The organism is Alcanivorax sp. HI0044 (genome assembly GCF_001634945.1).
Genome location: NZ_LWEZ01001502.1, coordinates 1 through 1,131, shown reverse-complemented (window position 1 = coordinate 1,131; position 1,131 = coordinate 1). Strand labels below are relative to the sequence as shown.

The following is a 1,131-nucleotide window of genomic DNA, read 5'->3' as shown; positions in this document are numbered from 1 at the left end:
CATGCACATCGACGCGCACGCCGCTATAAAGCAGGCAGAGCTTTGCCCAGGGAATGGCGCTGAGTTTGGCGACCTTTTTTTTTGTGAGTTTTTTATTGATCAGGTGGCAGGTTTCTTTTTTTTTTGCAGTGGTGGTCACTTTTTTTGGTACTTTATTTTTTTATTTTGTTGGATGGAAAAACAGCGTTGTCATCTGAGTGTGTGCGTGTGATTGTGTTTGGGTGAAAGCCTATAGTAGCGGAGGGCTGGCCGAAAATGACAGGTAGATAAGCACTTTGTTACGTTTTGATGGTGCCCCTTTACGGGGCGGGAGCAGGTGATGGAGCGGCTTGCGGGCTGGCATCTTGCGGGCGGCCGGGGCCATGCAGATCAATGTAGTCGTAATAATGGTTCTGGTACTCCGGCTTGTTGACGATGCGGCGAAGGCGCTCAAGTGTGAAATAAGGCGCATCGCGGAGCAGAATATTGGCAATCCAGGCGGGGATGTAGCCGCCTGGATCCAGGATCAGTTCATAGGTCATTTCCACTTCGTGGTTGCCCAGCCGGGTGAAGCCCAGCAGCCCGGTCATTTCCGGGAAGCGGATGTAATTATTGTTGGGGGGCAAGGCATCGGGCTGGTTAATCAGCGTGATCATCACCGATTCCGGCTCGGTATTCAGGGTCTGTGTCACTTTGGCCCGCAGCACCGCTTCCCGGTCGGCCAGTGGCCAGGGCAATTGGGTGGTAAAGCGCAGCTGCCGGTCCAGGGGGCTGGTGCGACCGAATTCTTCTGCGCTATCGACAAAGTGAAGCCACTTGGGGAACGAAGGATAATCGTTCAGCAGGGCGACCAGAGAATATTCGTCGTTCAGGGTGAAGCGGGTGATGCCACGAAACGTTTTCAAACGGGATTCGTCCCGGTGTTTCATGTACACCTGGATGTCATTGCGGTCACTGACCAGTGTCCAATCGGGGTCAATATCACTGGATACCGGTGCAGACCATGCCGGGGAAAAGGCAGAGAACAATGCAGAAAGTGCAAGCAGAAGCCAACTGAGGCAAAAAGGTCGAAGCCTGTCCATAGGGGGCGAAGAGTCCTTGTTCGCTATTCTTGGAATTGATTTGGGCCTATAACGCGACGTCATTATGACA

General features: G+C 52.9%; 2 protein-coding genes. One reads left to right on the top strand and one right to left on the bottom strand.

Annotation, left to right across the window (positions count from 1 at the left end):
* Positions 1-211: hypothetical protein (locus tag A3730_RS32800; protein ID WP_063539010.1), on the top strand; the 211-nt coding region annotated here is incomplete at its 5' end.
* A gap of 88 nt (positions 212-299) precedes the next feature.
* Here the strand turns inward: A3730_RS32800 and A3730_RS22665 are convergent.
* Positions 300-1,007, bottom strand: a complete 708-nt coding sequence (locus A3730_RS22665; RefSeq protein ID WP_082872499.1) for an START domain-containing protein — start codon at positions 1,005-1,007, stop codon at positions 300-302.
* Positions 1,008-1,131 lie beyond the last annotated feature (124 nt).